At 45.8% G+C, this 22,996-nt stretch carries 26 protein-coding genes and 1 riboswitch; of the genes, 7 read left to right on the forward strand and 19 right to left on the reverse strand.

The features are described 5' to 3' along the window. Positions 1-166: 166 nt before the first annotated feature. The 9 genes from AB5N96_RS09315 to speE all read right to left on the reverse strand — a co-directional run bounded on the left by AB5N96_RS09315 (position 167) and on the right by speE (position 10,908). Positions 167-2,326: a (Fe-S)-binding protein gene (locus AB5N96_RS09315; RefSeq protein ID WP_499705354.1), complete on the reverse strand. Its 2,160-nt coding sequence runs from the start codon at positions 2,324-2,326 to the stop codon at positions 167-169. 170 nt (positions 2,327-2,496) lie between these two features. Beyond that, a complete protein-coding gene (locus AB5N96_RS09320; RefSeq protein ID WP_499705355.1) occupies positions 2,497-3,069 on the reverse strand; it encodes a cob(I)yrinic acid a,c-diamide adenosyltransferase in 573 nt (190 codons plus the stop codon). Further along, positions 3,070-4,536 (reverse strand): adenosylcobinamide amidohydrolase, encoded by a 1,467-nt coding sequence (locus tag AB5N96_RS09325; RefSeq protein ID WP_499705356.1) that lies wholly within the window; start codon positions 4,534-4,536, stop codon positions 3,070-3,072. Further along, entirely contained in the window at positions 4,537-5,532 is a 996-nt protein-coding gene (locus AB5N96_RS09330) for a FecCD family ABC transporter permease (RefSeq protein ID WP_499705357.1), read from the reverse strand. Next, complete coding sequence (locus tag AB5N96_RS09335; protein WP_499705358.1) at positions 5,525-6,475, reverse strand: ABC transporter substrate-binding protein; 951 nt, start codon at positions 6,473-6,475, stop codon at positions 5,525-5,527. Before AB5N96_RS09335 ends, AB5N96_RS09330 begins: the two co-directional genes overlap by 8 nt. Positions 6,476-6,605: 130 nt before the next feature. Then, positions 6,606-6,743, reverse strand: a riboswitch (cobalamin riboswitch). 4 nt (positions 6,744-6,747) lie between these two features. Beyond that, complete coding sequence (gene argS / locus AB5N96_RS09340; protein WP_204589816.1) at positions 6,748-8,412, reverse strand: arginine--tRNA ligase; 1,665 nt, start codon at positions 8,410-8,412, stop codon at positions 6,748-6,750. After that, entirely contained in the window at positions 8,409-8,828 is a 420-nt protein-coding gene (locus AB5N96_RS09345) for a YwiB family protein (protein ID WP_204589817.1), read from the reverse strand. Before AB5N96_RS09345 ends, argS begins: the two co-directional genes overlap by 4 nt. Before the next feature lie 369 nt (positions 8,829-9,197). Further along, positions 9,198-10,073: an agmatinase gene (gene speB, locus AB5N96_RS09350; RefSeq protein ID WP_392454714.1), complete on the reverse strand. Its 876-nt coding sequence runs from the start codon at positions 10,071-10,073 to the stop codon at positions 9,198-9,200. A gap of 1 nt (position 10,074) precedes the next feature. Beyond that, positions 10,075-10,908 (reverse strand): polyamine aminopropyltransferase, encoded by an 834-nt coding sequence (speE, locus tag AB5N96_RS09355; RefSeq protein ID WP_499705359.1) that lies wholly within the window; start codon positions 10,906-10,908, stop codon positions 10,075-10,077. Positions 10,909-11,040: 132 nt separating this feature from the next. On the opposite strand from speE, the gene AB5N96_RS09360 reads away from it, so the two are divergent. Further along, a complete protein-coding gene (locus AB5N96_RS09360) occupies positions 11,041-11,316 on the forward strand; it encodes a hypothetical protein (protein WP_499705360.1) in 276 nt (91 codons plus the stop codon). Between the two features lie 360 nt (positions 11,317-11,676). Here the strand turns inward: AB5N96_RS09360 and AB5N96_RS09365 are convergent, their stop codons facing one another. Continuing rightward, positions 11,677-12,198, reverse strand: coding sequence for a YwhD family protein (locus tag AB5N96_RS09365; RefSeq protein WP_204589821.1), 522 nt, complete (start codon positions 12,196-12,198; stop codon positions 11,677-11,679). A gap of 72 nt (positions 12,199-12,270) precedes the next feature. On the opposite strand from AB5N96_RS09365, the gene thmT reads away from it, so the two are divergent. Next, the gene (gene thmT / locus AB5N96_RS09370; protein ID WP_204589822.1) at positions 12,271-12,456 is read left to right on the forward strand and encodes a 2-hydroxymuconate tautomerase; all 186 of its coding nucleotides are present in this window, start codon (positions 12,271-12,273) and stop codon (positions 12,454-12,456) included. 479 nt (positions 12,457-12,935) lie between these two features. On the opposite strand, the gene AB5N96_RS09375 is transcribed toward thmT, so the two are convergent. The 5 genes from AB5N96_RS09375 to pta form a co-directional block, all read right to left on the reverse strand. Next, complete coding sequence (locus AB5N96_RS09375; protein ID WP_204589823.1) at positions 12,936-13,439, reverse strand: YwgA family protein; 504 nt, start codon at positions 13,437-13,439, stop codon at positions 12,936-12,938. Positions 13,440-13,441: 2 nt separating this feature from the next. After that, the gene (locus tag AB5N96_RS09380; RefSeq protein WP_499705361.1) at positions 13,442-14,743 is read right to left on the reverse strand and encodes an HD domain-containing protein; all 1,302 of its coding nucleotides are present in this window, start codon (positions 14,741-14,743) and stop codon (positions 13,442-13,444) included. Between the two features lie 156 nt (positions 14,744-14,899). Beyond that, entirely contained in the window at positions 14,900-15,148 is a 249-nt protein-coding gene (locus AB5N96_RS09385; protein ID WP_204589825.1) for a YuzB family protein, read from the reverse strand. 246 nt (positions 15,149-15,394) lie between these two features. Next, positions 15,395-16,225, reverse strand: a complete 831-nt coding sequence (gene lipL / locus AB5N96_RS09390) for an octanoyl-[GcvH]:protein N-octanoyltransferase (protein ID WP_499705362.1) — start codon at positions 16,223-16,225, stop codon at positions 15,395-15,397. 28 nt (positions 16,226-16,253) lie between these two features. Continuing rightward, positions 16,254-17,201 carry a phosphate acetyltransferase gene (gene pta, locus AB5N96_RS09395; protein WP_499705363.1) on the reverse strand — a complete coding sequence of 316 codons (948 nt, stop codon included), beginning with the start codon at positions 17,199-17,201 and terminating at the stop codon, positions 16,254-16,256. Between the two features lie 142 nt (positions 17,202-17,343). Here pta and hemQ point away from each other — a divergent pair, with 142 nt between their 5' ends. Then, positions 17,344-18,093, forward strand: coding sequence for a hydrogen peroxide-dependent heme synthase (gene hemQ, locus AB5N96_RS09400; RefSeq protein WP_204589828.1), 750 nt, complete (start codon positions 17,344-17,346; stop codon positions 18,091-18,093). A 214-nt stretch (positions 18,094-18,307) separates the two neighbouring features. On the opposite strand, the gene AB5N96_RS09405 is transcribed toward hemQ, so the two are convergent. Genes AB5N96_RS09405 through AB5N96_RS09420 form a run of 4 tightly spaced genes read right to left on the reverse strand, consistent with a single transcriptional unit; the run spans position 18,308 to position 20,411 of the window. Next, positions 18,308-18,688: a DUF423 domain-containing protein gene (locus tag AB5N96_RS09405; RefSeq protein ID WP_499705364.1), complete on the reverse strand. Its 381-nt coding sequence runs from the start codon at positions 18,686-18,688 to the stop codon at positions 18,308-18,310. A gap of 19 nt (positions 18,689-18,707) precedes the next feature. Beyond that, complete coding sequence (locus AB5N96_RS09410) at positions 18,708-18,992, reverse strand: YwdI family protein (RefSeq protein ID WP_499705365.1); 285 nt, start codon at positions 18,990-18,992, stop codon at positions 18,708-18,710. Between the two features lie 38 nt (positions 18,993-19,030). Then, the gene (locus AB5N96_RS09415) at positions 19,031-19,678 is read right to left on the reverse strand and encodes a uracil-DNA glycosylase (protein WP_499705366.1); all 648 of its coding nucleotides are present in this window, start codon (positions 19,676-19,678) and stop codon (positions 19,031-19,033) included. A 7-nt stretch (positions 19,679-19,685) separates the two neighbouring features. Then, positions 19,686-20,411 (reverse strand): DUF4230 domain-containing protein, encoded by a 726-nt coding sequence (locus AB5N96_RS09420; protein WP_499705367.1) that lies wholly within the window; start codon positions 20,409-20,411, stop codon positions 19,686-19,688. 96 nt (positions 20,412-20,507) lie between these two features. Between AB5N96_RS09420 and AB5N96_RS09425 the strand changes: the two genes are divergently transcribed. The 4 genes from AB5N96_RS09425 to bshB2 all read left to right on the forward strand — a co-directional run bounded on the left by AB5N96_RS09425 (position 20,508) and on the right by bshB2 (position 22,794). Continuing rightward, positions 20,508-20,768 carry a hypothetical protein gene (locus AB5N96_RS09425; RefSeq protein WP_499705368.1) on the forward strand — a complete coding sequence of 87 codons (261 nt, stop codon included), beginning with the start codon at positions 20,508-20,510 and terminating at the stop codon, positions 20,766-20,768. 89 nt (positions 20,769-20,857) lie between these two features. Next, on the forward strand, positions 20,858-21,691 hold the full coding sequence (gene thiD / locus AB5N96_RS09430) for a bifunctional hydroxymethylpyrimidine kinase/phosphomethylpyrimidine kinase (protein WP_499705369.1): 834 nt from the start codon (positions 20,858-20,860) through the stop codon (positions 21,689-21,691). A 50-nt stretch (positions 21,692-21,741) separates the two neighbouring features. Next, positions 21,742-22,092: a YojF family protein gene (locus AB5N96_RS09435; protein WP_204589835.1), complete on the forward strand. Its 351-nt coding sequence runs from the start codon at positions 21,742-21,744 to the stop codon at positions 22,090-22,092. A 12-nt stretch (positions 22,093-22,104) separates the two neighbouring features. Then, positions 22,105-22,794, forward strand: a complete 690-nt coding sequence (gene bshB2, locus AB5N96_RS09440; RefSeq protein ID WP_499705370.1) for a bacillithiol biosynthesis deacetylase BshB2 — start codon at positions 22,105-22,107, stop codon at positions 22,792-22,794. The last annotated feature ends 202 nt before the right edge of the window (positions 22,795-22,996 follow it).

Genomic DNA, 22,996 nt, shown 5'->3' on the forward strand with positions numbered 1-22,996 from the left:
TAACTCCTTTTATTGAAAAGTTTTGTTGTAATCGCTTTCATAAGGTAGAAAAAATATAGGCTATCGAGCGCTCGCTCAGTTTAGTCCCGTAAAGAAAGGGAGTGCATTCCACACTCCCTTCACTTACGTTTAGTTTAACGAATTATCTGATGAATTGCAATACTTACTACTGAAGGATTGGTTCTACTTCTTCTTCAGTCGTGGGTGGTTGCATTTCCCCAAATACAGCTAGCTCAAGAAGTTCCGCCACATCATACGTACCGACTGACTCTTCTACTTCTTTTGCTTTCGTTCCATCGGACAACATTGTCAAGCAGTATGGACATCCAGATGAGATCACAGATGGGTTTACTGCTAATGCTTGTTCCGTACGTGCTACATTGACACGGTTTCCAACGTGTTCTTCCATCCACATCATACCGCCACCCGCTCCACAGCACATGCCTGTCTCGCGGTTACGTTCCATCTCGACAAGCTTGACACCAGGAATGGCTTTTAGAATTTCACGTGGTGGATCGTAGACATCATTGTAACGGCCTAAGTAACACGAATCGTGGAACGTGATGGTCTCGTTTACAGCGTGTGTAGGCTTCAAGCGTCCCTGATTCACAAGGTCATACAACATTTCTGTATGGTGAAGGACTTCTCCCGACCAACCGAAATCACTGTATTCGTTTTTAAAGATATTGTATGCATGCGGATCAATCGTCACAATTTTTGTAACGCCCGCTTTTTCGAATTCTTTGATGTTTGCTTGTGCAAGCTCTTGGAATAAGAATTCATTTCCGAGACGACGTGGTGTGTCTCCAGAGTTTTTCTCTTTATTTCCTAAGATAGCGAATTTCACGCCTGCCTCGTTCATCAAGTGTGCGAAAGCTAGAGCGATTTTTTGTGAACGGCTATCGAACGATCCCATTGCACCAACCCAGAACAAGTACTCGAATCCTTCTCCTGATTTGTCTGCTTCTTTCACAGTAGGGATGGCGATGTCCGGACGTGCGTCACGCCAGTTTTCTTTTTCTTTACGGTTTAGTCCCCATGGATTCCCTTGCTTTTCGATGTTTGTCATCGCGCGCTGAGCGTCTTTGTCCATTTTTCCTTCCGTCATGACAAGATAACGGCGAAGGTCGATAATTTTATCAACGTGCTCATTCATTACAGGACATTGGTCTTCACAGTTACGGCACGTTGTACATGCCCAAATTTCTTCTTCTGTGATGACATCTCCGATCAATGATGGGCTGTAGATGTCTTCAATAACAGCACCTTGTGCACCAGCTGCCATAGCCAACTGGTTTCCTTTAGTCCCGCTGAACGCCAGTGCTGGCACCCATGGCTTTTGTTGTGTCTCAACAGCTCCCGTGAATGTTAAGTGATCACGAAGTTTTGTAATCAGATCCATCGGTGACAACATTTTCCCTGTCCCTGAAGCTGGACACATGTTTGTACAGCGTCCACATTCTACACATGCGTAGAAGTCGATCATCTGTGCTTGCGTAAAGTCTTGGATGCGGCCCACACCAAACGATGGCATTTCTTCTTCCGCGTCCGGGTTGTCTTCATCTTCTTCCAAATCAAAGTCAATCGGTTTTAGGCGTCCAACATTGTCTAAACGGTGGTAATAGACGTTTGCTGGTCCTGTGATCAAGTGGAAGTGCTTTGATTGCGGAACGTACACTAGGAATGTGAGTAGGAATAGTAAGTGTGCCCACCACATAATGAAGAATACGACTGCAGCCGCTGTTGGTGGCAAGAAGCCAAATACCGCTGCGATGGATGAAGCGACTGGCTCTGTCCATGTCCCCGCATGGTCGTGCCAAATCATGTTCATACCGTTTCCGATCAATACAGAAACCATTAGACCCCCGATGAAGATGAGGACTAGTCCACTCTTCCAGCCACGTTTTAGACGAGCTAGCTTTTCAACGTAACGACGGTAGAATGCCCACACGACAGCAATTAAAATGACGAGTGTGACAATCTCTGTGAAGAAAGTGAAAGCAGGATACAAAGGCCCAAGTGGCAAGTGTGAATCCGGTTTCAAACCTTTCCAAATAAAATCAATTGCGCCTAATTGAACGAGTAAAAACCCGTAGAAGAACATGACGTGGATTGCACCACTTTTCTTATCCTTCAATAGTTTCTTTTGTCCAAATACATACACCCAAATCTTGCGCATACGCTCTTTGACATTATCTTCGAACTCGACTTTTTTCCCGAGTTTGATGAATTGGTAACGTGTCTTGAGCAGGTACGCGAATAAGTAAATGGCATAGCCAGTTACAGCGATGAATAGAACCCAGTTTGCGATTAATAACGGACTCAATTTCTTCTCCCCCTCTAGGATGACATTCGATCTTACTTGTAAGCATAACAACGCTATTCGAAGAAAGAAAGTGTTTGTTTCAGTATAAAAATGAATGAGCATTCAGTCAAGGTTTTTTTCCTCATCTAAAAATCCCCTGACCAACAAAAGCTGATCAGGGGATTGGAACACTATTCTTTTTCTGTGTGAAACACTTTTGCGCCGCGGATGTACTCTACGTCGCGGACTCCACTGCGGGCATTGACCACGCGTGCTGCCGCGAACAAATAATCCGACAACCGGTTCAAATAGCGCTGAACGATGACAGGAACATCCTCCTGTTGTTTCATCAAACTCACCATTTGACGTTCTGCACGGCGCGCAACTGTTCGCGCGATGTGTAAAGTCGCTGCAGCAGAAGTTCCACCTGGTAAGATGAACCGTTCGAGTGCCGGCCCTTCCTCCATCAACTGGTCGATACGCTTTTCTAAAACTTCGATTGGTTCTTCTGTCAATTTATAATTCCGGACTTTTGTTACAACGGCTAAATCACCACCACAATCAAAAAGTTCGTGTTGGATAGCTTCTAAATCTTCAAGAATGTCCTTGAATAATTCCGCATTAAGTTCCGTAACAGCTTTGCCGATAAAAGAATTGGCTTCATCGATCGTGCCGTACGTTTCAATTCGTAGATCGTCTTTATCTGCGCGCGCACCAATTAAACTGGTTTGCCCTTTGTCCCCTGTTTTCGTGTAAATCTTCATTTAGTTTTCCTCCCCTTGTACCTGCTTGTAAGAACGAATCGCTTGGCGCGTACAGTCGACGACGCCTTTTCCGATTAACTTTCCGAGTTCCGTGATTGGGCCGCCGTAAGGTAAGTTCTCTCCTTGTTGGGTGGCTGCGACCACAAGACTATCTGTTGGCGTACCCGTCGCTAACGTCCCAGTGCGTTTATCCAAGACTTGTTCTTCCGCAAGAGCTTTCGTCTTCGCTTCTGTGGCTGTCATCATCGCTTCAATAAACGCTTCATCAGACAAGTTTCCGTTCACGAGGATCCATGTATTGATTGTACCAATGGCTGGTAGAGACTGCACTTCATGTGCCCGTGACACATCGAGAGCGTTTCCGATGCCCGCGGTGACCATGATGATGAGTGATCCAAATGACGCTTCATACTCTTTGATAGCTGCTCCGCTTACATCTACTGCTGTGAGTTGCATGACGGTCTCTGTTGGAATCCAATGACGCATCCGCGCAAACTGCTTCACTTCCTGTTCGACATCATTGACGTTGTATGTCTGTGGTACTTGCCGATTCACGATTGTGCGGTACCAGCCAAAACCCGGATTCAAAACTGCTGAGGACACTACCCGAAGTGGACGCTCCTTGTGAAGCACAATGGCGTTTTCGGTCACGAGCACGTCCGTGGCACGAACCCAGGAAATTGAGCCTTCCACTTCACTTGGCAATAAAGTCATCTGCGGCTTAGGTTCAACCGGGTGCGCCGCGACATCTAGACGTGTCTCATAGACCGTTTCGAGTGTCGCTTTTTCTACAACTTCATGTGGCTCTCCGTAGGCGGACACGCGGCCTTTTTCCAGTAGCAACAAATGATCACAATAAAGAGAAGCCAGGTTGATATCGTGGAATACACTGACGACGGCTGTATTTTGCGTTTGTACATGCATTTTTAACGTATCAAGCAATTGTTTTTGGTGTGCGATATCTAGGTGATTCGTCGGCTCATCGAGAAGAAGAAGATTCGCTTGCTGGGCAAGTGCTTGTGCGACAAATACTCGTTGCTGCTCCCCACCCGATAATGTCGTAATTTCTTGATACGCATACGGTACAACTTGGGTAATCTGCATGGCCTCCATGACAGCTTCCTCATCCGCTGTCTTCCAGCTTGAGAACAACCCTTGTTGATGCGGGTAGCGTCCAAGCGACACCGCTTCTTTTACAGTCATCCCAAAACTTTGGGGCGGCAATTGCGGAAGCACGGCCATCTTGCGTGCGAGTTCTTTTGGTTTATAAGATGTCATTGGCTTGTCTTCGATAGAGACTTTCCCAGAGGATGCAGAGAGCAGTCCACTGACAAGCTTCAAAAGTGTCGACTTCCCACTTCCGTTCGGACCGAGAATCCCTAAGATTTCCCCAGGTTTTACTGTGAACGAGACATCATGGACAATAGGATGGGCGTAACCACCGGAAATCTTTTCGACTCGTAACATCTAGTTCACGCCCTTTCGTCGCTGGCGGAAGAAAATCCACGCAAATACAGGTGCCCCTATGAATGCGGTCATGACACCAATTGGCAGCTCGGTCGGCTCGATAATCGTGCGTGCCACCAAGTCACATAAAATGAGCAAGGATGCGCCGTTAATCATACTGAGTGGCAACACGTGCCGGTTGTCAGCACCGAATAATTGCCGGACCATGTGCGGCACGACCAGACCGACAAATCCAATCGTTCCCGAAACTGCTACCGCTGCCCCAGTCAACATGGAACCTGCAACGAGGACTTCTTTTTTCACGCGCGCGACATTGACCCCTAAATGATGCGCGCGGTCTTCACCAAGTTGTAGAGCATTCAAATCCCGCACTCGGAACAAAAGCCATGTACCCGCAATCGCCACGAACGGTACAATCATTTGCACGTGTGTCCATGTTCGCATAGCGACACTCCCAAGTAGCCAGCCAATAATTTGACGCAATTCTTCGCCAGTTAGAGCGATCATGAGCGAAATCATGGCACCGAAAAAGGAACTCGTAATAATCCCTGTCAAAATGATAGTTTCCATCCGCAGTGAGCGGTCAATCATGCGGGCGAATGAAACCACGACGATGAGTGTGACAACCGCTCCGACCATACTGAGTAGCGGTAATGTGAACATTCCGAAAAAAGGTAAGGACAATCCAAAAAAGATGGTTGCCACGGCTCCGACTGACGCGCCGGAAGAGACACCGAGTGTGTACGGGTCAGCAAGTGGATTTTTCAATAATGCCTGGAATGCAGCTCCAGCCACTGCTAAGCTAGCTCCGACAAGGGCTGCGAGAAACACACGCGGCATCCGGATATTCCAGACAATCGTTGAGGCGGTTGCATCCTCGCTCCCTCCCCATAAAGTGGATACTGGAATCTGGACGGCACCAATCGAGACACCGAGCCAGATTGAAGCGACTAACAGCAAGATCGATACAATCCAGCCAAGAGGTCTTCTAGTCATTCATAATTTCCGGGTAGACAGCCTTTGCAAGCTCTTCAAGAGCCAGTGCAAGACGCGGTCCCGGACGCGTTGTAATATCTTCATTCACTTCTATGACAGCATCTTGCTGCACTGCTGTCACTTGATCAAATCCAGGTCGTGCTTTCACAGCATCCACGGCATTTTCCATGTAGTTATACGTCAAGACGATGACATCTGGGTTGCGTGAGATGATTTCTTCTGAGTTCATCATCAGCCAGCCTTCTTGGTCCGCTACAACATTTTCTGCATTGATAAGTTCTAGTAGTTCTTGATTCAATGTACCTTGGCCTGCTGTGTAGATTTCAGGGTCCCCCGATGCTTCCAAGAAAACTTTTTTCGGTGTTTCAACCGCTTCTAATTTACTCGCTACTTCTTCTACTTGCGCTTTCATATCTGCAACGACTTGATCAGCTTCTTCTGATTTCCCCGTCACTTCTCCGATGTCGAGAATGGTCTCGTACGTTTCATCAAAACTCATTGCATTGTCAACGACAAATACTTGTACACCTGAGTCGATCAGTGGTTGCAAGCCTGCCTCTGCTGACGACCAGCTCGATTCATGTGCAAGGATGAGGTCGGGTTGGAGAGCGGTCATCACTTCGATGTTAAATTCAAATGAGCCGATCTTTTCTTTCGTCGTTGCCGCTTCTGGGTAGTTATCGTAATCTGTGACCCCTACGACTTCTTCATCTAATCCTAAGGCGAATAAGATTTCCGTATTACTCGGAATCATCGAGATGATAGCGTCTGGTGCTTCTTCCAAGGTAATTTCATTGCCCACTGCATCAGTAACTGTGAGTGGAAATGCTGTATCTTCTGTTTCCGGAGTTGTTGACGTCTCCGGAGTTTCAGTTGCTTCTTCGTTTGTACATGCCCCTAGTAGTAAAGTGGCTGCTAAAAGTGAACCTACCCATTTTTTCATTGTCTTTCCCCTTTTCTGTGTATGTAAAAAACCCGCCTTCCTCTACGGAAAGACGGGTGAAAATAGGTATAAATCGGCTAGAGCATGCAAAAAGGCATAGTCGACTTACACCAACCCATCCTCGTAGGTTCACGGCGCATTCAACAAGGCAGGTTTCCTGGCTTACGACTGATGTCGCTTACAGTGGCGGGACCGCGCTGGACTTTCACCAGCTTCCCTTTTACCTCAAGCAATCCGTTACTTGAGCACCTTGTTGTGTTGTGTCTAGCGTACTACATTTTCTCTGGAGCGGAAACCCCTAATAATTTCAGTGCATTTTCAATCGTTTGGCGCGTAGCCGAAATCAGTGCAAGGCGTGCTTGTGACAAGTCTTTTGCTTCTGGGTCCAATACTTTGTTGGCATTGTAGAAGCTATGGAACTGTGCAGCTAGTTCTTGAATGTACGTTGCCACGCGGTGCGGTGCACGAAGCTTCGCTGCATCTGCCACCACTTGTGGGAAGTCTCCCACTTTTTTCATCAAGTCAATCTCTTTTTCGTCCGTTAACAAGGACAAGTTTTCAACGGATGGGGCCATTTGGTGCTCTTCTGCTGCACGCAAGATCGAACAGATACGCGCATGTGCATACTGTGCGTAATAGACAGGATTTTCATTCGACTGAGAAACAGCCAGGTCAAGGTCAAAGTCCATGTGTGAATCGCCTGAACGCATACCGAAGAAGTAACGCACTGCATCGAGCCCAACTTCTTCTACTAGTTCACGCATCGTCACAGCTTTCCCTGTACGTTTGCTCATCTTCATCTTCTCGCCGTCTTTATACAATTGCACCATTTGAATGACGCTGACTTCTAACGTGTCGCGGTCATAGCCGAGCGCTTGAATGGCTGCTTTCATACGTGGAATATAGCCGTGGTGGTCTGCACCCCAGATGTTGATCAGCTTTTCAAAACCACGGTTGATCTTGTCTTCGTGGTACGCAAGGTCTGGCGTCAAGTATGTGTAGCTGCCGTCTTGTTTGATCAGTACGCGGTCTTTGTCATCGCCAAATGTTGTCGAGCGGAACCAGGTCGCGCCTTCTTCTTCGTAGATATGGCCGTTCGCACGAAGCTTGTCCAGTGCCACGTCAATTTTGCCGTTTTTATAAAGTGAAGACTCCGAGAACCACTCGTCGAAGTTCACGCGGAAGTCTGCTAGATCTTGTTGCAATTTCTCAAGTTCTTTTTGTAACCCGTAGCTACGGAAGAATTCATAGCGCTCTTCGTCCGATAGAGATGCGTATTTGTCCCCGTCGTTTGCTGCAAGTTCCCCCGCAATGTCTTTAATATCTTGTCCATGGTAACCGTCTTCCGGCATGTCCCGGTCTTGCCCGAGCGCTTGGAAGTAGCGTGCTTCTAACGAAAGCGCCAAATTGTGAATTTGGTTTCCAGCGTCGTTGATGTAATATTCACGACTCACGTCATAGCCTGCGAAATCAAGAACGTTACACAGTGAGTCTCCTACAGAAGCTCCGCGCGCGTGGCCGAGGTGCAAGTCGCCTGTTGGGTTCGCAGAGACAAACTCGACTTGTACTTTTTCGCCTTCCCCAGTGTCTGAGCGACCGAATGCCGTACCCGCTGTAAAAGCTGTGTTGATGACTTGTTGCAGGTAGTCTTTTTTTGTACGGATGTTTAGGAAACCAGGTCCCGCGATTTCAACAGATTCAATCGATGTTCCTTCTGTTTCAAGTTTCTCTAAAATCTGTTCAGCAATAGCACGCGGGTTTTGCTTCGCGATTTTTGTGAGTTGCATAGCAACGTTTGTCGCGTAATCCCCGTTTGCTTTGTCACGAGGGGCCTCTAAGTGGATCGAAACCGACTGGTCGCCTGCTAGACCTGTCGCGTCGACTGCTTTTTGAAGAGCGTCTTTAATGGATTGTTGAAGTTGTTCTACTGCATTCATTCGGTTACCTCCGTATAATGATAGTCGATTGTGTAATCGCCCATTTTTTCACTGTCTTGATAAAGAGAATATTCAATGCGGTCGTGGCCTTCTGTATGGATGATTCGACTCGTGAATACTTCCAGCGGCATCGTATGACCGTGCATTGTATAGTGCCCTTTTGTTTTTTGTCCAAGTTCGAACTCAATTCGCATATCCGCGACGCCTCGCCGTCGGATGTAGCCACCGGACCCTTCAAATTTAACGAGGGTTTGGGTGATTTCTTCTGTCACTTCTTCAAACCGTAAGAAGCGTTTTTGTTGTTTGTAATACATCGAGCCAGTTGCCCGGTGGTATTCCTGGGTCATTTTTGTTCCGGGATGCTTGAAGGTCGACACAATCTTCAGCTGAATCGGAATCCCTGCCTGTTCGGTCATTCTCAAGCCCTCTTTTCGGTATTTGGTTATTTCTATAACCTTTTTAGTATACGGGAGATTGGGGAGATTGTGAAGGTGGGAGTGTTGTTTGGGGAGTCCTACAGCCAGAACGCTATTTCCTGGGAGAGTTTCACGCTTTTTTAGGTACCTGTCCCACAAACAATTCTGACATTCATGATTATTCACCATTCATGCAGCGCAAACTCGCACTATCAAGTTAAAAAATGTATAAAAATAAATTGTGTTGAAGTTGTGTGTGTACCAGGTACCTTTTAGGAACTATTTCCAATTACGATTGATTTTTTAAAGCGGTGATCTCACGAAAAAACACGGAAATCGAGAATACCTCGACTTCCGTGTTTTGAACTCTTACTCTTTTATCCACCCAAGCAACATCTCACGAATCAATTTTGAAGCCGTGTTTGCTGTTTGCTCCGATGAATCATAGATTGGTGCCACTTCAACTAAATCAAAGCCGACCACGTTGACGCCAGAGTTTGCGATTGCGTGGATCGAAGCAAGTAGCTCGCGGCTCGTGATACCACCGCAGTCTACTGTGCCCGTTCCCGGTGCATGCGCTGGGTCTAAGACATCGATATCGATCGTCACGTATACCGGGCGACCTTCAAGTTTTGGTAACACTTTTTTCAGTGGTTCCAATACTTCAAACTTTGCAATTTCCATACCGTTCGCTTTTGCCCACTCGAACTCTTCTTTCATTCCAGAACGGATTCCGAATGAATAGACGTTGTGCGGCCCGATATGTTCAGCGATTTTACGAATTGGTGTCGAGTGAGAAAGAGGCTCTCCCTCATAGTCCACACGTAAATCTGTGTGCGCGTCCATATGAATGATTGCAAGGTCTTTGTGAACCGCTGCGACTTCTTTCATGACCGGCCACGATACTAAGTGTTCCCCGCCCATTCCGACTGGGACTTTGCCGTCTTGGAGTAGTTGACGAATGAAGCCACCGATCAACTCAAGGCTCTTCTCCGCATTTCCGAATGGAAGTGGGATATCGCCTGCGTCAAAGTAGTTTACGTCATCTAGCTCGCGGTCGAGGTACGGGCTGTATTCTTCAAGACCGATTGACACTTCGCGAATACGCTGTGGGCCAAAACGAGAACCTGGACGGTAACTAACTGTCCAGTCCATAGGCATTCCGTAAATTACGGCTTGCGCGTTCTCGTAGTCTTGTTTGCTTTTAATAAAAACGTTGCCACTATATGCTTCATCAAATCTCATCTTACTCACCTGCTAAATCCTTCACGAATTTTGGTAGGACGAACGCTGCAGTGTGAAGCTCTTTCGTATAGTACTTCGTGTCGATGTCGTGGAATTGCTCCGCCGGCACGTTCAATGGATCATGTTTCTTCGATCCGATTGTGAAGCACCAAAGACCTGATGGGTACGTCGGAATATTTGCCGTGTAGAGCTTTGTGATTGGGAAGATTTCCTTCACGTCGCTTTGCACTTGCTTGATTAAGTCCGCTTTGAACCAAGGGTTGTCGGACTGTGCCACGAACAAACCGTCTTCTTTCAAGGCTTTGTGGATTCCAGCATAGAAACCTTTTGTGAACAGGTCAACTGCAGGTCCCATCGGCTCTGTTGAATCGACCATGATCACATCATATTCATTTTCCGATTTTGCGATGTGCATGAAGCCGTCACCAACGATGACCTCGACGCGTGGGTTATCAAGTTCCCCAGCAATTTCCGGAAGGTATTTCTTTGAGTATTCGATTACTTTTCCATCTATATCAACCAACGTTGCTTTTTTCACTTTCGGGTGCTTCATCACTTCACGGATTACTCCACCGTCTCCACCGCCGACAACCAATACGTTCTCAGGATTTGGGTGTGTGAACAATGGCACGTGTGCCACCATTTCGTGATAAACGAACTCATCTTTTTGAGACGTCATGACCATGCCATCTAGGAACAACATGTTGCCCCACTCTGCTGTTTCCGCCATCTCTAAGAATTGCCACTCCGTCTGTTCAACGTGTAACGTTTTATTTATCTTCATCATAATTCCAAAGTTTTCGGTCTGCTTTTCTGTATACCAGTTTCCGCTCATTTATCTATCTCCTTCCAAGCTTGAAAAAATAAAATACAGACAAACTATACAGGTTTTTTCAAAAAGTGCAACTGTTTTTCGTTTAATCTGTCCATTCCCTTTCCATACTAGAGGAAAGGGAGGGAAACGTCTATGAAACGTGCGCAGCTACGCCGAAGAAAGAAACAAAAGTCCTGGTTTCGACGAGGACTTCTTGCCGTGTTGTTCCTATTTGGTATCGCGCTTGGTGGATACGGCTGCCTATGGTTTTATGCGCAACTGCTCGGCCCACCGATACTTGCGGTCCCTTCTGCCAACACGTACACGGACTCCCTTGGTACGCCCGTCACGACACGTTACAGTGAAGAAAGGCGGAATTGGATAGAACTTGACGACATGTCCCCTTACCTTCCAATGGCGTTTTCGTGAGGTGCCTGTCACCTTTTGGGAACCACTGGAAAAAGGTGACAGGCACCGAATGGTGAATGAAATCGAGTTACGCCTCCTAGAAATCCCGCAAGAAGCCATCGCGGTCCATGAAGCCAAGAGCGCTTCACGGCCCACGCTGTCTTCTCGCACAATTTCTTAACAGTCGGCTCCACATCTAAACATAAAAAACCCCCAAATGGTTTCCGGCCATTCGGGGGCGTGACGCCTGCTTTTACGAGCGTGTACGGGTATGCAAGCTGGTAAAAGAGCGTCGTGTCCTAGCATTACAGTTACGTAAGCTTTAAACTCATTTTACTTTCTTTAGTGCCGAAATTCAACCGGATTTGAAATTGTCACAGTTTAGTCAGAACTTGCAAGTGCCTGTTTCAATTCTTCTGGACTTCTTTCCCACATCTGCTCATCGTGAGACTTTAAGAAATCACGCAAAATATCTTTTGACCGTTCGTCCAAATTTTCTAGCATAAATTTGCGTTTCATCGATTTGTCCATTCGGTTCACGTGATCTGCTAACAACTTATAACCACGGCGCTTTTCACGGTTGATCACCATTTCACACGACGCCATTCCTGCATAATATGGGCCTTCTGGAAGCTGGTCAATTGTTACCCACACGAGCCAGTACGGTTTCCCGCCTGCTGAGTCTTCTCGGTTGGTTGTGAATTTGATCCCGCGCTCCGTATCACTGCGTGCATGCATCGCTCCGATTTCAACGCGGGCCACCCCCTCTTCTACATCGACGATTACGGGGGAAACATTTTCAAGTGATAACGAACCAATCCCGTAGCCTTTGTGGCCGTCTGTTGGGTCGTTTTTTATAATGGTGAAGCCTATTTTTTGTTTTGGTTTTTGCTCATCTGGCATATCGCTTCGCTCCTTCCTCTATGGTACGATAGCTATTAGTATACAGAACATTTCGCAAAAGGAGGAAGAAATATGCCATACGTTACCGTGAAAATGTTAGAAGGTCGCACTGAAGAACAGAAAAAAGCTTTAGTTGAGCGTGTGACTGCTGCAGTGACAGAAACTGTCGATGCACCTGCTGAGAAAGTTGTCGTGTTCATCGAAGAAATGCCGAAGAACCATTACGCTGTTGCAGGAAAACGCCTTTCTGACCAGTAATCTAGAATCAACAAAAGACAGCAAATTCTTTTAGAACAAGAGAATTTGCTGTCTTTTTTTAGGTACCTGTCCCAGAAACAATTCAGACATTCAAGATTATTCATCAAATATGCACTGCAAACCCGCATTCCTGCGTTGTATTCTCGATATTCATAAATTGTGTTGGAATTGTTTGGGTACCAGGTACCTTTTGGGAACTGCTTCCAACTCGTTTTCACTAAACTTGGAATCGAGGAATCGAATTACTTATTCTAACTTGAGTTGAGTGCAACACTCTCTCCAGATACATTCTCTATTTCAATCGCCAGAGATTGAGTACAAGTAGTTTTCTAGAGCGGTGTTCTCCACATCTAAGTGGAATCGAGTTGCGCCTCCTAGAAATCCCGCAAGATGCCATCGCGGTCCATAAAGCCAAGAGCGCTTCACGGCCCACGCTGTCATCTTGCACAATTTCTGAACAGTCGGCTCCACATCTAAATTTAACAGTTATTCTTCTTCAAATCCTCAATAAACTTGAACGCTTCTGCAAACTCTTCGTCTGAAAAATTCAACTTCCCTTTGACAATATGTACCTTATCGATCTGAGCCTGCTGCTCCAAATCATCGAAGTAAAATAAAGTTGCCACAAGCTCCAAGAAACGAGAGGACTTTTCTTTCATTTCCCCAATACACGTTGAAAAGGCGTCGCCCAATGGAGGGGACAGTTCCATAAAGTCCATGCTTTCAGAAGTCGTGGAGTACGCATATTGTGTATATGCCCCTTTGTCTTCTTTTTCTTCCACCAAGAACCCCATTGTGCAAAGTTCTTCGATACGCGCCGTCAATTCCTCAGAATACGGGCCATACATATGGAATTCATATTTTTCGTTCACAGGATAGCCGAGCTTTTTTGCGATGTACATCATCTTTTGAAGTTTTTTTCGGCCTGTGATGCCATGTGCCTGCTCGATAAACCGCACGATTGCTGCGTGATCACGTAGCATGGTTACACCTCCTTCAGTCCTAATACGTCTCGGATACGTCGCTCTGCAGGCGTATCACCGCGCAGCCGTTCTTCCGGAAAATACAATTTATGATCGGAGCGCCTCTTGCCAGAGACCGCTTCTACAATTTCTGATTGGCGAGACAGTTCCTTTATTTCACCAGATGGCATGAGTAAATGGATTGGAATTCGTTCGCCCTCTTCGCCTGGACGGTAAAAATCATACGGTAAGTCAGACGACGAATCGAATACTAAATAGTAGTCTGGGTCGATACCCGCTTCTCGGAAAAGGGATTCCAGCTCCCGCATTTTCATAAAGTCTTTGGCGGGATCAAATTCGGTATACTGGAACAACTTGCGGTACATGAAACGAGAACACAAGTCCGCAAGAATCGTGTCCTGCTCCTTCGTCCACAATTGGAAATAGGTCAGTAACACACTTTCATCGAGTGCGACATAGTCTTCTAGTGTGAATGTGCCGTCAAAGAAACTTTTGAAGTGTGTAGGTTCATGTGTAAACGTGTACCCTTCCTCACTCAGTTTTTTTGCACGGTGAAGGGCTTTTGTCAAAATCACTTCCGCACTTCGTGATACCGGGTGGAAATAGACTTGCCAATACATTTGGTAGCGGCTCATGATGTAATCCTCTACCGCGTGCATCCCACTAGATTTGATGACAACTTGGTCTTCGCGCGGGCGCATCACACGTAAGATTCGTTCCATATCAAAGTGCCCGTAGCTGACCCCTGTGAAGTAGGCATCGCGTTGCAAGTAATCCATTCGGTCGGCGTCGATTTGACTTGAAATCAAGCTGACGACTTGTTTGTTTGGATACGTCTTTGCGATGACGTCTGCTACTTTTTGCGGGAAGTCTGTACTAACGCGTGACAAGATAGCATTCACTTCAGTGTCGCCGAGTAAGATAGCTTGTGTGAAGTCTTCATGGTCTAATGAAAATACGTTTTCGAATGCGTGGGAAAACGGCCCGTGTCCGAGGTCATGCAAAAGCGCTGCACAGAGGACAACTAAGCGTTCCGACTGATCCCATTCGGGGCGCCCTTCAAAGCTGTTGTCGATAATTCGACGAACAATCTCATAGACCCCAAGCGAGTGGCTAAAACGGCTATGTTCCGCTCCGTGAAACACCAGATACGTCGTCCCGAGCTGACGAATGCGGCGAAGTCGTTGGAATTCTTTTGCACCAATGACATCCCAAATCACTTGATCACGAATATGTATATAACGGTGGACCGGATCTTTGAACACTTTTTCTTCTGCTAGTTTTTGTGTGGCATAAGGTGTCATGCTTTCACCGTCTTTCAATCAGTATAAGGAAGTTGTCGGTTGAAAAAAAGGGTCTTCCGAACTGCTCTTCTATACCCTTCTTCTTCGTGAACAAGTCCTTTAAATCCTCTAAATTGCTCAGAATAAAAAAAGTCTGACTCAACTTTCGTCAGACTGTTACGCGTTTGGTAGCATCCCTTGGGATTCTAGCTTCGCAATTACTTTTTCCATCAATTCCTCTTCAGATAGCGCCGCAACTGGGCGGTTGTTGACGAATGTAAATGTCTTTTTACGTCCAGGCCCACAGTAGGACTGGCATTCTTTCACTTCTATTTCAGCCTCAGGATCGAGAGCTTTCAGTTTCGGAAGCAGTGTCTTGAGATGGACGGCGTCACACTCATTGCAAACACGAAAATGGTTTGCCATAATCTCCACACCCTTTTGTGTAATGTCGAACTCGTTGTCATTGTAGCGCAGGAAATTGTTTTCTAGCAAGCGAAATTTATGTGAATAAAAGTCTTAGAATCTGCCTATGCTAGATTTTAGAACACAAGAGAAAAGAGGGAAAATTACTTCCCAGGGAAGATTTCAAATACAAGTTAACTTCTTATTATAGGAAACTCTCTGGGAAGCTCCAGGGACCTAAAAAGGGCAGCCGCGGCTGCCCTTTTTCTAGTTCTTCGTTAACATTTTCTGGTTTCGTTCGACGACACGAGTCAAATAGGATGTGTACAATTCCATCTCTTCCTGTGCAAGTGACTGGATACGCACGTCGCCAGCCAAGGCCTGAATGACCTGGTAGCTGCGGACGACCAGGTCTTGCACGGTGAATGGCTGTCCCGTTAATTCAACGAGGGACGCCATCACTTCCGGTTTGATTTCAGGGTACGTGAATTTAGTCGGTTCGCCTTGCAGTGCCAAGTCGTAAAATTCACGAACGAGTTCTGCACGCGCGCTTCCGCTTCCCTCCACACATAAATAAATCTGAACGGCAATGCCTTGACGAATGCGGCGTTGCGAGATACCTGCGAACTTCTTGCCACCGATACTTAAATCGTAATCGCCCGGGCAATAGGACCCGACAATCTCATACGCTTCAATCTGGTCTTCTACTTCTGGCAACATCAATTTCACAAAGTCAACCATCGCTTCGTAGCCTGCTGGAATATCAATGGGTTCTCCTTGCTCTGAAAATACTAGAGAGAGATTCAACACACCATCATCAAGGACAACTGCGAGGCCGCCTGAGTTCCGAACGATCGGTGAAAACCCTTGTGTCCGGAGATAGTCCATTCCGTCTTCTAAATAGGGCAACCGGTGATCTTGAATACCGAGCACGACTGTCTGACGGTGCACCCACGTGCGAAGTGTTGGGGGTGAAATAGTTTGACCGACTGCATGGCAAAGCGTATCGTCCGCCGCGAACGATTCTAATGCAGAACGTGATTGTGCACTTAGGGATTCATCCCAAAATCGCCATAAAGGGCGTTGTAATAATTTCATGAGACAACTTCTTTCTAGTCCATCCGTGCTACTGCAAACTTTGTGCAGCAGTCAAATAACTTAATTTGTAAACATCATCTGCAGAACACCCTCGTGACAAATCGTTCACCGGCTGATTTAACCCTTGCAAAATTGGCCCGATTGCTTCAAACCCGCCTAAGCGCTCTGCAATTTTGTAGCCAATGTTTCCTGCTTCAAGTGTTGGGAATACGAAGACATTCGCTTGCCCTGCAACTTCTGAACCTGGTGCTTTCTTTGCAGCGATGGACGGGACGAGACTTGCATCAAACTGTAGCTCTCCGTCGATTGACAACGCTGGGTCTTTTTCCTTCGCAAGTTCTAGCGCACGCGAAACTTTTTCTGTTTCTTCTGATACAGCGGAACCTTTCGTAGAAAACGACAGCAATGCCACTTTCGGGTCGATACCGAATGCAGAAGCGGTCTTGGCGCTTTCTACAGCGATTTCTGCTAAATCTTCACTCGTTGGTGCAATCGTGATGGCGCAGTCGGCAAATACGTAACGCGTGTCGCCTTTTGCCATGATGAACGCGCCACTTGTTTTTTGGATGCCTGGCTTTGTTTTAATAATCTGGAGTGCTGGACGAACAGTATCCGCTGTTGTGTGGGAAGCGCCACTGACTAATCCGTTCGCTTTCCCCGTATACACGAGCAGTGTTCCGAAGTAGTTCACTTGCTTCAATAATTCACGTGCTTGTTCTGGCGTAGTCTTTCCCTTACGGCGTAATACGAATGCTTCTACAAGCTCTTCTATATAGGCATAGGTTTCTGGGTTGATTACCTCAATTCCTCGCTCAGACAATTCCGGAACATTGCCGATAACGACCGGCTTGATTATACCTTCTTCATGTAGACGAATCGCTGCTTCTTGTATACGAGAGTCTGTCCCTTCAGGTAAGACGATGGTTTGTTGTTTCGATTTTAGCGTTTCTTTGATTTGATCGATGAAATGTGTCATCCGGTCTCCTCCTTCGTTCTTCTATTGCAAGAATACATGATTTAGCCACAGTTTGTCATGCCTTGTCAACGCTACAATAGAAAGGTGGGCAAGACATATGGTAAACTGGGAATGTTGAAAAGGACTAAAGGAGTGTTTAAATATGAACGAAGCAGCAATTACATTAGATGGCTGGTACGTACTGCATGACTTCCGCACGATGGACTGGTCTTCTTGGAAACAGTTATCGGCAGAAGAGCGCCAAGCCGCAACAGAAGAGTTTTTAGCATTTTTAGATGAGATGCAACAAGTCGATGATGCAAAAGAAGGGGCTCACGCATTTTACACGGTGGTCGGTCAAAAAGCAGACTTCATGTTGATGACATTGCGCCCGACAATGGACGAATTGAATGCGATTGAAAACCGCTTCAACAAGCTGACGATTGCAGAATTCACAGTTCCTGCGTATTCGTACGTATCAGTAGTCGAGCTTTCAAATTACTTGGCTGGGGAATCGAATGAAGATCCTTACCAGAATCCACACGTTCGCGCGCGTCTTTATCCTGAACTTCCACGCTCACAATATGTTTGTTTCTATCCAATGGATAAGCGCCGTGAAGGAGAAGACAACTGGTACATGCTTTCAATGGATGACCGCAAAGCTATGATGCGCAGCCATGGTATGATTGGCCGCGGCTATGCTGGGAAAGTAAAACAGATCATCTCAGGCTCTATCGGTTTTGACGATTTCGAGTGGGGCGTTACATTGTTCGCGGATGATGTGCTTCAGTTTAAGAAGCTTGTTTACGAAATGCGTTTTGATGAAGTGAGCGCACGTTATGGCGAGTTCGGCTCGTTCTTCGTAGGAACTTACCTAGACAGCGACAAGCGTAAAGAGTTTTTTCAAATTTAATTAGATATACTAAAAGGGAGCTTCTCATATTAATTGAGGAACTCCCTATCTTTATATTCCATGACGTGTAGGGGAAGCGTTCCGCGGGCGCGGGCTGAGCCAAGGTCTCAGCTTCCGCTTTTAATCCCGCTGGAGTCACCCCTACACTTTTTAAATAATGTTGATCCAACTACTTTTCGCTTTTAAATTTATTACTACCCAACTTCTCTGCGTTTTATAAAGCTGATTTGACAACGGCTACGATCAGTAGCACCCACCCTACTAGAAAAGCCACTCCACCAATCGGAGTAATTGCCCCTAAAATCCCTACTCCACTCAAAGCAAGTACGAATAAACTTCCAGAGAAAATAACAATTCCAAGTAAAATCGCATAGCCGGCACCAGTTAAAGCACCACTAGCTCCAAGTATATTTGGATGCATCAAAATCCCAATCGCAATGAGTGCGATTGCATGAAACATTTGATACTGTACTGCTGTCTCCCAGATTGCTAAATAGCGTTCGGATAGACGCTCCTCTAACGCATGTGCGCCAAATGCTCCTAAAGCAACAGCTAGGAAACCGTTAATAGCTCCCGCAATAATAAACAACTTCACGTTCTATTCCTTCTTTCGTTTAAAAATCAAATAACGAATCTCCATTAGCATCGTCTTCTTCAAATCGTTTGCCTGTCAGTGGAACTGACGGCGAAGCTTGTTGAACAGGTGGTGCTGATTGGGGCATAACTACTGATTGACTTTGAGTTGGCGTTTGTACAGGAACAGAACCTGTTGCAAGCCCAATATCACAAAGCGCACGAATCGCCGCGAAACATTCTCTTCGTTCGGCATCTGTTGTAGCCACTTGAAGACGTTGTGTATACGTTTGAATTTGTGTTGCTACTTGTTGATAACTGATCATGTCGTTTGACTCCTTTTCCCCGTTCCATGCTAGCGTAGTCAGCGGCAAAAATCAATTGGTGACTTGCCCCAAGCTTCCAGTTGCTGATTGATCTGCGAGTAAGGTTTGCTTCCAAAAAATCCTCGAGAAGCACTCAACGGGCTTGGGTGAACAGACTCTATAATCACATGTTTCTCGGTATCGATCAGGGCCTTTTTCGTTTGGGCCGGTCTTCCCCACAATACGAAAATGACAGGTTCTTCTTTGTCAGAAACAGCGCGAATGACGGCGTCTGTGAAGTTCTCCCAGCCCCATCCTTTATGAGAATGCGCATTGCCTTGCTCGACTGTGAGTACCGTATTTAAGAGTAGCACACCTTGAGCGGCCCAACTGCGTAGGTCTCCCGTAGAACGTTTGCATCCAAGGTCTGCTTCCAACTCTTTGTACATATTGCGAAGAGATGGTGGAAGTGGTGTTCCGGGCTGTACTGAAAAACTGAGTCCATGTGCTTGCCCAGGTCCGTGATACGGGTCTTGTCCTAAAATCACCACACGAACGTCTTCAAAAGCTGTGTATTTGAGTGCATTCAATACGTCGTCCCATGCCGGATAAATCGTTTTCGTTTTATACTCTTCTTCCAATCGTTCTTTCAATAGAATGAAATACGGGGCTTCCCACTCATCAGCTAATGCTTCTTTCCACTCCACTTGGCCATCACTCCTCGAATTCGATCGTCACGTCGTAGTCGACTAGTTGGAACATGTCTTGTAACACTTTTTCAGCGTTTGTTTCGGCTAATGTCAGTAATCCATTAGATGACGCTTCTTCCTTCATTAATTTTTGCGCTTCCGCTGCAATTTCATAGGACTCTGTTAAGTCTAGATTTTCAGCTAATAATCCAGTATGTGAATAGGCTTGAACTTGATCCATAAAGAGGGTGGGTTCTCCCAAAATCACTGGCTTAGGAATAGTAAAGTTTGCTGTTTTTGCATCTTCGTCTAATTCAATATCTTCTTCAGAGATAGCCGACAAATCAATACCTGCTTGAACTTGACCGGGAAAGATTATTAAAATTTGACGAGTCGTACCTGGGATTTTCACATCGAAAGGTAACGTTTTAAAATCTTCTCTTTGAATGACCGTTTTTAAATACCCTTCAGCTGTAACTAACTCTTCACTTTCTTGCAATCGTTCAATAAATGCACTTTTACTCTCACTAGAGCTAGTGCCGATTAAAGAACCAAACTCAAACGTTCGTACAAAATTAAAAGCTAGTAAAATAACGACAATACCTATTAATAGGGGGATCCATTTTGTAAGCTTTACTGGATTTCTAACACTTCGAACTCTTCCAGGTGGTTCCGCGTAGGTTGCTGCTTCTTCTCGTTTCAACTCTTGTAATTTTTGTTCGAGCTCTTTAATTCTTTTGTCATTCGACATAGGATTCCCTCTTTCGACAGTTTCTTAAACTGTACCAGAAAAATTCCACTAGTAGCAATTGGAAGCCCGTGATAGGATGACTTCAGAGGTGAAATTATGTCAGATTTACGATTTCGAGAAAAACTACGTGAAATTGAAAAAGCCGCGACGACAGAGGACCATGTTCCCGAGAAAGCTAAACAACTGGGACTTCGTCTAACAGCCATCTTTGCAAGCCTTGTCATTCTCGCGATTTTTGTGCTGGCCATTCTTTCAATAATCGGAAAAAGTTACGGTACCGCCGCTTTTCTTTTTATAACAGGTAGTGGTCTAGCTGTAATTGCGTGGAATGTGGCAAGGGCGCCTAAGCTTCCTTAATGGAAATCTGGCGAGTATCTGCTACAATAAAACATAGAATTCAGAGCGGAATGATGCTATCTTCCGCCGTGGAAAATGGGGGAACTACAATGTCAATCAAGAAAACTCTTACAATTGCAGGTTCAGATACATCTGGAGGCGCAGGTATCCAAGCCGATTTGAAAGCCTTCCAAGAGCATGGAACGTACGGTATGACAGCGTTGACAGTAGTCGTTACAATGGATCCAGACAATGGCTGGAGTCACGGGGTTTATTCCCTTCCAACAGACGTCTTAAAGTCTCAAATCAAAACAGCTCTTTCAACAGGCGTGGATGCGATCAAGACAGGAATGTTAAGCACAGAAGAAATCATTGAAATTGCAGGAAATGCGATTCAACAAGCTGGCGTAGACAACGTTGTCATTGACCCAGTAATGGTATGTAAAGGCGAAGACGAAGTTCTGAATCCAGGAACTGTTGGGGCAATGATTGAATACTTACTGCCTCACGCAAAAGTTGTCACACCGAATCTTTTCGAAGCAGGACAACTTTCAGGGCTTGGCGCTTTAAAAACAATTGAAGATATGAAAGCTGCTGCAAAGAAAATTCACGAGCTTGGCGCGAAAAACGTCATCATTAAAGGCGGCAAACAGTTGCAGCACGAAAAAGCTGTGGACCTGTTCTTCAACGGAGAGACGTTCACGTTATTAGAGACAGAAAAAACACCTACTACTTACAATCACGGAGCAGGCTGTACATTTGCAGCATCTATCACAGCCAACCTAGCAAACGGCATGTCTGTAGAAGACGCTGTGTTTGAAGCGAAAGAATTCGTTTCTGCTGCAATCAAAAACGGTTGGAAATTAAATGAATACGTCGGGCCAGTCCTACACGGAGCTAAAGGCATTCACGGCGCACCAGAAGTCACAACTACAGAAGTTTAATAGCCTGCACTATGCAGGCTTTTTCTAACGCACGCGAAGGAGGTCTATCTATGGAAACTGTTCAACTCGAAACTTTACAACACCACCTCGACCGCTTCGCCGGCGAGGACGTTTACATTCATTTAGAAACGACGAATGGCGCATATGCCAACCACTTTAATCAAGAAGTATTTAATGCAGGCGCATTCATCCGCAATGTTCAGTTACGGTATGAACTTGCAAAAGTCGTGGGCGACTCCCCCCACCGTGTCGGTCTAAAATTGCCGAATGGCTGGGTATATGCACAAGGCATCACGCACTTTGAAGTGGATGAACACGACCGCCTATTGATGGCCGGTCATGACTATAGCGGCAAATTAGCGGTCGCTCTTCAGATCAGCCGCACACCGTTTGCTTATTAAGGAGGAATTGACATGACTTTACCGCATGAAGAAGCTGTTCTCGTCATCTTTCCTCATCCGGATGACGAAGCATTTGGTGTCTCTGGCACCATTTCAACGTATATAAAACAAGGTATTCCTGTTACATACGCTTGCCTAACGCTCGGTGAGATGGGACGTAACTTAGGAAATCCACCGTTTGCGACACGTGAATCACTTCCACAGATTCGCAAAAAGGAATTGCAAGCCTCTGCAGATGCAATGGGACTTACGGATCTGCGCATGATGGGGTTACGTGACAAGACGATTGAGTTCGAAGACGACAACAAGATGGTTACGCTCGTGAAAGATTTGATCGAGGATGTGAACCCCTCTCTTATCATCACGTTTTACCCAGATTACTCTGTCCATCCTGATCATGAAGCGACGGCTCGCGCAGTATCGCGTGCAGTTTATCGTCTTCCTAAAGAAGCACGACCTAAACTGTATGCTGTTGCATTCTCGAATGATACAAAGGATGATTTGGGAGAGCCTCATGTGATTCATGACATCACAGAAGCCCGCGACAACAAAATGGGTGCGATGCGTGCACATATTTCTCAGACAGCTTGGATGCTTGAAGAAATGGAAAAACGCCTTGCCGAAGGTGAACCGGAAGCGGAAAACTGGCTCCACTTTGAACGTTTTTATGTATACGATGTGGAAACGAGCAAGTATCAGTAAACCAAATCGATGCCTGGTGAAAACTAGGCATCTTTTTAATTTTTCTGAATAAATTTCACTATAATTTATTTCACAATAATTTATTCATTATTATCGAATATTCATACGCTAATATGCACTTTACTTCCTTAAAGTACGCATATAAATTGAATAGATTGAATAAACAAAATAGTTCAATTTTACTATCTAAAACTAAAATTAC

Origin of the sequence: Chryseomicrobium imtechense (assembly GCF_041475995.1) — a bacterium.
GTDB lineage: Bacteria > Bacillota > Bacilli > Bacillales_A > Planococcaceae > Chryseomicrobium > Chryseomicrobium aureum.